Source organism: Paenibacillus agilis (genome assembly GCF_007786455.1).
GTDB lineage: Bacteria > Bacillota > Bacilli > Paenibacillales > Paenibacillaceae > Paenibacillus_B > Paenibacillus_B agilis.
This window is the reverse complement of the sequence record NZ_VNJK01000001.1, coordinates 582,035-590,575: the sequence shown is the minus strand read 5'-3', so window position 1 is coordinate 590,575 and position 8,541 is coordinate 582,035. Positions and strand designations below refer to the sequence as shown.

Annotated in this window: 7 protein-coding genes and 1 pseudogene; all 8 read right to left on the bottom strand. The window is 45.5% G+C overall.

The features are described 5' to 3' along the window. A pseudogene (locus tag FPZ44_RS26310) lies at positions 1–481 on the bottom strand (hypothetical protein); the annotation flags it as partial. A 28-nt stretch (positions 482–509) separates the two neighbouring features. Continuing rightward, on the bottom strand, positions 510–947 hold the full coding sequence (locus FPZ44_RS02625; protein WP_261378180.1) for a DUF4280 domain-containing protein: 438 nt from the start codon (positions 945–947) through the stop codon (positions 510–512). A 19-nt stretch (positions 948–966) separates the two neighbouring features. Next, the gene (locus tag FPZ44_RS02620; protein WP_144987115.1) at positions 967–1,500 is read right to left on the bottom strand and encodes an imm11 family protein; all 534 of its coding nucleotides are present in this window, start codon (positions 1,498–1,500) and stop codon (positions 967–969) included. A gap of 13 nt (positions 1,501–1,513) precedes the next feature. Continuing rightward, the gene (locus FPZ44_RS02615; protein WP_144987113.1) at positions 1,514–2,671 is read right to left on the bottom strand and encodes a pentapeptide repeat-containing protein; all 1,158 of its coding nucleotides are present in this window, start codon (positions 2,669–2,671) and stop codon (positions 1,514–1,516) included. Between the two features lie 34 nt (positions 2,672–2,705). Next, positions 2,706–4,133, bottom strand: a complete 1,428-nt coding sequence (locus FPZ44_RS02610; RefSeq protein ID WP_144987111.1) for a contractile injection system protein, VgrG/Pvc8 family — start codon at positions 4,131–4,133, stop codon at positions 2,706–2,708. A 14-nt stretch (positions 4,134–4,147) separates the two neighbouring features. Beyond that, complete coding sequence (locus FPZ44_RS02605) at positions 4,148–4,762, bottom strand: hypothetical protein (RefSeq protein ID WP_144987109.1); 615 nt, start codon at positions 4,760–4,762, stop codon at positions 4,148–4,150. Between the two features lie 311 nt (positions 4,763–5,073). Next, entirely contained in the window at positions 5,074–5,850 is a 777-nt protein-coding gene (locus FPZ44_RS02600; RefSeq protein WP_144987107.1) for a DNA and RNA helicase, read from the bottom strand. 26 nt (positions 5,851–5,876) lie between these two features. Next, positions 5,877–8,522: an acetate and sugar kinases/Hsc70/actin family protein gene (locus FPZ44_RS02595; RefSeq protein WP_144991646.1), complete on the bottom strand. Its 2,646-nt coding sequence runs from the start codon at positions 8,520–8,522 to the stop codon at positions 5,877–5,879. Positions 8,523–8,541: the final 19 nt, after the last annotated feature.

Sequence of the window (8,541 nt, the reverse complement as noted above, 5' to 3'; positions counted from 1 at the left end):
CTGTCTCCTCGTACTGGACGAGGCATTTCGGAATCGTTTTGTTGTTGGATGCCATATCGATGCAATCAGAATTGGAGTAAGAGGCGATGATGTCGTGGATCAGATCTTCATAGCGCATCGAGGCATTTTGGAAAGAACGTGTGCGATACTCGCGGTCATATAGAACCGTATAGGATTCAGCTTCGACCGTTATGTAGTAAATACCGCGGACCATACGAACCTCTAGGTTCGTCATTAATCCACGGAACAGCGGCTTACTGTCTCCGCCATCTTTATCCTTTACAAACAAAGCAATCGGATCATTGCTTGTCGATTCAAAAATGCAGCTGTGCCGCTTCTGTTCCGGAATGATCCCGGTCAGCACCAGTTTGGCGTGCTCATTCACCCTGCGCTCCAAGCGCACGTCGGTAATTTGCTGGATGTCATAAGGTGAATCGAAGCGGATATGTTCCAAGCCATAAAATTTATCTATCCCCGACAACTTGCACCTCTCCCTTTAATACCGTGTGTTATGCCAGATCTTGACCATCGTCTTCAATCTTCAAATCCCCGCAGTACAAGCACATATTTGTACAGTCATTGAGCATGGCAGGCTCATTTTCAATAAGGACGTCGGACTTACCACCCTGCCAAGGCATCGTTACTATTGGCGTACAGGGTACCGGCTTCAAAATGTCCCCATTCGCAGCGGTCCCGGAAGCAACTACGGGATTTTGGATGCTCAAACATTTTCCAAATGGCTGAATGTTAAGATAGGGCTGATAATCAGCCGTGCTCAATTGCGGCTTACCTTTTACGAACACGCCATGACTTACTGGCATATGCAGCCGCGTCATCTTCGTTCCATAGGAGCAAGATACAATTGCACCAGCAACGACATAGCTTTTTTGCGGATTACCAAGTGCAGGGATCATACTTAATGCCGTGCTCATTAATGATCCGAACATACTGCATCCTCCTCTCGATTCATTGCACGTCTACGTGCTCTACACGTATTCCCATAAAGTCTCGCCGCAGCATACTTTCAGCTAGAGCCAGGCTCACAATTAACATATCTTCCCGAATTCCACCCAGCTTGAACAAGTGATAAGGCCCAGCCTTCTCCTTCTCGATAACGAGCTTTTTCAAGCTCCCATCCAAATGAAATTCCGTTTCGTCAGACAAACAATCGACAACAGGTGGTGCGATGAGCCAATAAGGCTGCTGTTGACCCTGTTCTTGGTCGATAAGCACAGCTGAGCGTACTGGCATTTTCGCTGCGTACTTTTCCACCAACCGCTTCAGCTTCTCCGACAATAACGGCAAAGGGCGTTCCAAATAATCCAGATAACGCTGACGCGATTGCGAACGAACTTGGAATGGCAGGCTGCCACGATCAGCTATCTCCCTGCCTTTGTCCCCATCTTCCGTATCATCCGACCGCTGCAGCGTGCTCATGCTACCTATCACCTCTACTGCATGCAGCCAGCGAGCATCCTGTTTTAACACGAAATATGCCATTAGGTACGCCTCCTCACGCCTGCCATACGATCTCAGATCGCTGCTGCTCCGTAATATTCAACTGTTCCTTATCCTCAATCGAGAAAATAGCTCCCTTTAAATTGGCATTCTTGAAGTTAACAGCCCCTACCTTCGATCCCACAAATATAGCGCCTCGTAAATCCGCATGTTCGAAATCCGCTCCCGTCAAATCTGCCCCGCTAAAGCTCAGTGGCTCAAAGCCTGGCATCGTCCACTGCACCGCATCTTTCAAACCGCTGCTGCCATCAGCAAAACGGAATAGTGCTCCTCGAAGGGATGCACCACTAAAGTCGGCTTCATTCAGAAGACTTGCACATAAATTGACACCATCCATCTGGCAATTGCGAAACCGAGCACCTACCGCGACACAAATCGGCATCTGACTGCGTGAGAAATGACTTCCACTAAAGTCGCTGTACCGAATATCTTGCTGAACAAAGTTGCCCTCACTCAAATTCAACCCTCGCAGCACCTGATAGCCAAGTGGGGCCTCATTGGAATCCGCGCTCCGCGCCTGTTCAAGCTCCGAACGCACATCCGACTCCTCATGTGCAGACTCGTCCAGCTTCAGCACACACTCGCTCTGATCCAAATACTCACCGACACGTATCTCAAACTGTGTATGCCGGTTCACATAGCTCCATTGCGGCAGTTCATCGATACGGCTTAACGCATAGCGGGCCAATCGAATCACATATTGATGATAGTGAGCTGCTGCCTCCAACATAAGCTGTTCGACTTCTGGCTTAATAACGGTCCCTTGATAAGCAAGCATATCCCACTCCAATTGCTCAACGAGCTTGAACCAACCTTCAAATGCCCAGCCCATATCTGCTTTTATTGAGCATGGATTCGGGTCGAAAAACCAGTTAGCATCCGTCGCTTCCACTAAATAAAACGCTCGTCCATGGATCAATTCTGTGCGCAGCATCGAAAATGTAATATATCCGAGATTAGCCTTCTTCTCGGCTTCCTGCATGACGATGACTTGCTGACATAGTGAACACATGCTGTCTAGCAGGTCCTGCGCAAGCTTGTCTTTGTGCGCTTCATAATATCGTTCCATCTCCAGCAGACTATCGTTCAGCTTCGGCTGCATCACCCGCTCCTTAAAATGTTGCCGTTTATCTTCGGTCACTATGCCCGCCATCTCTCGCAGCTCCCTTCTAGCCCAATTGCATCAATTAGTTCGACTTCACTTCATTCCCAGTAATAATCGTGTCGCCATCCATTTTGATATTGCTTTCTTTGCATGAAATATAAAGCTCTTCTTGAGCGGTAATCGTTATTTTCTTCTCAGAAGTCATCGAAATATTTTCTTTCGAGACAAAGGTAATGTCCTTATTCGAAATAATCTCGATTCCGCCGTCATCACTCAGCCGAACGAACATTTCACCATCGTTGTTGGACAGCACCACTTCGGAAGGTCCAAACATAATCTCCTTGCCGCCAGCGGTACGTAAATATTTCATGTTCGGATTGCCAAGCTTGTTGTTCTTGCCCTCATTGTTATCTTTACGGACAGAGCTAAGTGCAATCGAATCCTGCTCTTTATTGCTCGGGAAATAAGCTCGAACGGTGTCGTTAATTTCCGGCATACAGTACCAGCCGCTATTTCCTTCTGCCGTATAGACCGAAGAATAAGGGAACCAATGCGCTTCCCCTTTATTTTGAGAAGGATCGATATCCAGATGAATCTTCACGTTATCCTTGGACACTTCTAAAATCTTACCTTCCAGCGAAGCACCAATTATCGATTCCAAATAGATTCGATTCTGCTTCATCCCCTGCTTCGTACTTAGTACGTACCGATGCTTCAGCAAGCCTTCTTTCATTTCGGTATAGGCTTCGAACACGTAAAGACGTTTGCCTTGAAACTGAACCGTGTTGCCAATATCCATCACATGTTCTTTCGTTTCTACCTCGTAATAAATAAATTCATTCTCGTCGATGCCCTCTACATAATTGCGTGTCCGATCATAGAAACGATTCAAGCCTTTGCGGATGCTGTAATGATAGTCTTCCAGTTTTCCTTTTGAACTGCCCTCTGGTATGCCAAAGAAAAACTTCGGCTTATCAAACGAAACGGCAGGCACTAGCCCTGTATCAAATCGTGAAGCCATTCGCTTCAAAAACTCCCAATCTGTCTCCTTGTACTGGACAGTAAAATGAGATAATGGTTTACCATTTGAAGCATGATCGATGACATCCACCCCTGAATATTCAGAAGTGACTCTATTGATCAACGCCGAATAAGCCATTCCTTTATGCTGAAAAGAACGACTCTCCCGTTTTACATCCAATTGGTGAGTATGAGAAACTGCCTCTACGACAATATGATAGACATCCCGCACATTGCGCAGCTCTACGTTGCACACGGTCCCACAGAACAACGGCTGTGCATTGCCATGCTCATCGAGTTGACTTATTTCAACAGGTGTATCCTGTGATGTCATCTCTGCATAACTGCTTTTTAAATGGTCAGGCACTACACCTGTAAACTTCAATCTCGCGTGATCATTCACTTGTTTCGTAATCGTCAACTCTTGGAGGTAAGTTAAAGTAAAAGGTAACACCTGCAAATTGTTATAGGTCATAACCGATTGACTCATCTGTTCGTTCCTCCTTATTCTATCGATTCAATGTGAAAGGATTCCACGATAGCTAGAGCGACAAGCTTCCAATCATCCATATCTTCTTCCATGCAGTTAAATGTACAGAGTAGTGCTTTTTTATCGAAATACGTAAAAAACATATGATTGAACATGCTAGTATCCAGACCTGGCACGATAAAGCTAAAAAAACCTATCGAGCGCTCGTTGATTTCTTTAATACCGTCTTCTATCCAACGTGCCATCGGCTGAGAACGCTTAAAAATGTCGATGACACCGACTTTAAAGTCAGGCAATGTCATACGATTGAGATCATGTGTAGTACATTTAAAGGTGAGATTTATGGTACCGGCTTCATTGGAGTAGATAAGTTCTGGCCGATTGTCTGTTGGGTATTTGCGTGAGGCAAGTTTTGCGTCCATAATGTCAAATTCTCTTGGCAGTCGAATGGTCGCTTTTCCATCCAAAATTGTTTTTTGCTCGAATAAAATGCGCTCGTCTTCAATTTGTACCAACCAAGTTCCTGGTTCTTCTTCATTCGGCTCAAAGAGTTCCATCGGATCTACGACTTGGCTTTCCTCTTGGGCGCGATTAAGCAGCTCGATGATTTTTTCGTCCATGCGTGTCATAGTGGGTACACATCCTTTCATTTGATGCTTATAAAATGGAATGCAGACGAAACATAAATTCTTTTTGTCGTTATCGTATGGGAGCAGATCATTTTTCCGATCACTGTTGTAGTCAAATGGTTCGGATGATGATTATGATGGATACCATTTGGCTACAAAAGGCGACCACTCTGTTTCTCCAAAATGATTCTGCTCCCTGTCTTTTCGACAGTCGCATGTAAAGAACAAACATATGAAGTTCAAAACATTCTATTGATTGTATAGATGCACGCAGTAGCCCAAGATTGAAACCAAAATACAACAATCGAAATCTAATCGACGACGATACGCTGCATACCGCTGCGCATCATGTCCCCGCTTGCTCGTCTTCCGCTGCGCGCTTCGTCGAGGATACGGGTCAAATGCTTATGGATTTGTACATTTGTATAAGATCGATAGCCTCCGCCTATACGCTGGGTGATATAATGAAGAAGCAGATCACGCGGCACATTTCCGTCCTTCAAAGCCTGCATCGCGAACGAGACATCATAGACGTGGTTTGTCCCACTTTTCAGCAATTCGGTTGCGAAGTAACGAATAATTAGTGGGTGCAGTGTACTGGTTTCATAAGCAGCGTAAGGTACATGAATCACATTGAACGTGTTGTACTCCGTCGCGAGATCGGCAAAGCTCTGATATTCAGAACGCAAGCGAGCACCTGCCTTTAACTTGAAGCGGCCTAGTTCCAATTCATTCCGCTGCAAGTTCGCATCTTCATGCAGCACGATGACAGAACGATGGGAGACAAAGTCACTAATTGTCTCTGGTTCCTCGAAGCGAATTTTCAACAGCGTCTCTTTCCCCGTTGCCTTATAGGGAAGCTTGTATGCTTGATCCAGCACATACACAATGCCATTATGTTTCACTATGCCTTTTGCAATCGTTAGTTCACTTTCTCCAACTGTCACCTCTGCACCAGTAAGTACACCATCAGCTTCGTACTGGCTATAAATATCCAATAAAATGCGTGGATAATCACGAATGCTCTCCAGCATCTCCCGCTTCAAAATCCGCCCTTTGTGGAATTGTGGAACCGAATTCGAGAACACAGCCGTCCCCCTCTCTGTCTACGCCATTACTTCAATCCGTCGAAGAAATCCAGCTCGGACAAATCATTTTCAAAAGCAAAGAACTCTTTCTTTCCGATATACAGCTGTTCATGTTGACGCGATACCGGAACAACATGGAACCCCCAGTTGCTGTCCTGCGCAAACACGAAAAACTTCACTTCCCCATTTACAATCGAATCCGTGTCCTCCTGTAAAATGTGGTGCCCATACAAGCGCGCAATCTCTTCGTACATCACCGCACGGTTGCTGTCCGGCTTATTCCGATACACCAGTTTGCGGCGCAGCTCGCCATCGCTTTCCTTCAAATAAAACTCCGTCTCCGCCACATCCATCGGACGAGAAATGAAGCCATTCACTTGATCCAGCCGTTGATGGCTTGCCATCAGCACCTTCTCATGACGGTTATGGGTAATCGCCGTCAATTGGTACGGAACAACGGGAGCTTCCTGCGTAATGGTCGCTTCGATAATGCCGGCTTTCCTCGCACTCAAGTAGCGAATAGCCCCTCTTAAACAGGCGAGCTTCAGCTCAGGCACTTCGTCTGCATCCTCTGCTTTTTGACGAAACTCAATCGCCCGCCCTGGCACGAATTCCTTCAATGCTTCACGAAATACATCTATCCGACAAGACTGGCCTGTCAGCTTGATGATCGAGTACTCCTGCAGCCGTCCATCATAGTAGAATTCATCCAAGAACTTGCGTACAATTTCATAAATATCAGCACGAATCAGCTGATTAATCTCTTTGATGTTGAACTCCACAGTTGGAGCTTCATACACGTCCTTGAATTGACCGTTTTGCAGCAGAGCTAAGCACCAGCGTTCTACAGCCGTTATTTTCAAGTCATTCTCTTGACCGTTCGTACCCGCTGAATCATGGAATCGATTGCGCAAAATACTCGTCTTACGGAAAAATTCCTTCTTCATGCTGTCCGCGAGCTCCCACAAGAAATAGAAATTATTCCTTACACTGTGGTACTCATCACGTGCACGGTTCTCATATTCCATAAAACGAGTAGGAATGAGCCGCTCTGCTTCCAAGTAACAGTCCTCAAATTTCCGATAGACTGCATCTACTCCATGTTCATCTACATAGCGGTATATATCCTGACTAGGAATATCAATAAAAGAGTCAATTTCAGGCACGGTCTTGCCTGTGCGATAATACTGAGCAAATACGATTTTCATAAACTGCATGATCCGGTACGTAATATTGTTGCCACCGAAGTTCGTATCACCATTTTCATAAGACGTATGGATATCTAACTTATAAGAAATATGACTGTCCTCGATCCGAAACCGACACGAGGATAGATCCGTCGTACCTCCACCACAGTCAATGACTAACGCTTTATATTCTTCTCCATCGAGAAAGCGATCTTTGTCCAACTGATCAGCAATTGCGTTGTATAGCACAGCCATTCCTTCATCTAATGCATTCGCAGATTCAATCTTGTAATGCGGCAGCACTTCTCTAAACATATCGATAAATTGCGTCTTCAGCTTCACCGGGCTTGATAGATGAAGATGTTTGAATTTGCACTTGAACTGATGCTCTGCGGTCTGCACCACATACTCAACATAGGCACGTAGCATTTCAATACGGCTAACTGCAGCAGCATTTCCCTGCCCATCCATTACTTCCTCGATCCGTTTGTAGTCGTTGACCCAACGCTTCATCCCGTGGAAGACAGAGGCTTGGCCGCTGTAGCCATTTTTCCTCATATACATAAGGGCTTCATAGCCGAAATGAAAACGAGCCTCCTTAGGTTCAGAGCAGTCCGCAATACTAATTAGTGTCGGCAGTACTTCAATCCACTGCGTCTCTTTATTCGTCGAATCAGGAAAAGCCACAACGTTCATGCTGTTTAGCTTTACAAGCCCATTAAGCAAATCATTGCTGCATGGTGATGAAATATAGCTGTTATCCAAATAAGCTCCTGCCGTCGTATTCGAAGTTCCAAAGTCAATCGCCAACACAGCATCCGTCTGCTCCAATTGTCTAATTTCCAGATCAGCAACAGGAATACGGTAAAAATGTAAGTTCGCTGGCGGCTGTGGGCGCGAATCGTTATACGTGCGGTATAAATAATCCGAATCTTGCTTGCGGAAAAATAAGAAACTGTACTGCTGGTTGACCGTCTGCCTCAATTCCAATTCTGCTTCACGAGTGAAATAGAATTGCCCGGTTTGGCTATCTGCCCTCACTAGGTTCAATATTCCGCAAAGTTCTTGATGTTCATTTACTAAGAGAACGTTAGACTCGACAATGCCGCTGCCCGCTTCGACTCTATATTGATCACGTTTGTCGATGTGCAACCCATCGTAGAGAAACATACGTGCGGGCACTTTAATGCTTCCATTGTCCGATAACGGAGTTAACAAATAATGCCGTAATGCCTTCGCTACTCGTTCAAATCCATCAGCATTGTACTTGCGAATGAGAACTTCTAGATCTGCTCCGCGAAACTTGAGCAGCGTTGCTATCATTCCTTCCCGATCAAGTGGATTCACGTAGCTCTCTACTAAACGTTCACGGAAACAAATATTGCGCAGCTGCAGCGTCGTCATTTCTGTCAACTCTTCGCGTGTATAACGAGCGAGCTGCTTGTCCTTGGGATTTCCATTTGTATAAAGTCGATAGGAATACATATTGTTCACGTTCAAATTC

What these genes read in the sequence shown, in the direction of transcription:
- FPZ44_RS02625 (WP_261378180.1), bottom strand. Translation starts at nt 947, where the DNA reads ATGTTCGGATCATTAATGAGCACGGCATTAAGTATGATCCCTGCACTT.
- FPZ44_RS02620 (WP_144987115.1), bottom strand. Translation starts at nt 1,500, where the DNA reads ATGGCATATTTCGTGTTAAAACAGGATGCTCGCTGGCTGCATGCAGTA.
- FPZ44_RS02615 (WP_144987113.1), bottom strand. Translation starts at nt 2,671, where the DNA reads ATGGCGGGCATAGTGACCGAAGATAAACGGCAACATTTTAAGGAGCGG.
- FPZ44_RS02610 (WP_144987111.1), bottom strand. Translation starts at nt 4,133, where the DNA reads ATGAGTCAATCGGTTATGACCTATAACAATTTGCAGGTGTTACCTTTT.
- FPZ44_RS02605 (WP_144987109.1), bottom strand. Translation starts at nt 4,762, where the DNA reads ATGACACGCATGGACGAAAAAATCATCGAGCTGCTTAATCGCGCCCAA.
- FPZ44_RS02595 (WP_144991646.1), bottom strand. Translation starts at nt 8,522, where the DNA reads ATGTATTCCTATCGACTTTATACAAATGGAAATCCCAAGGACAAGCAG.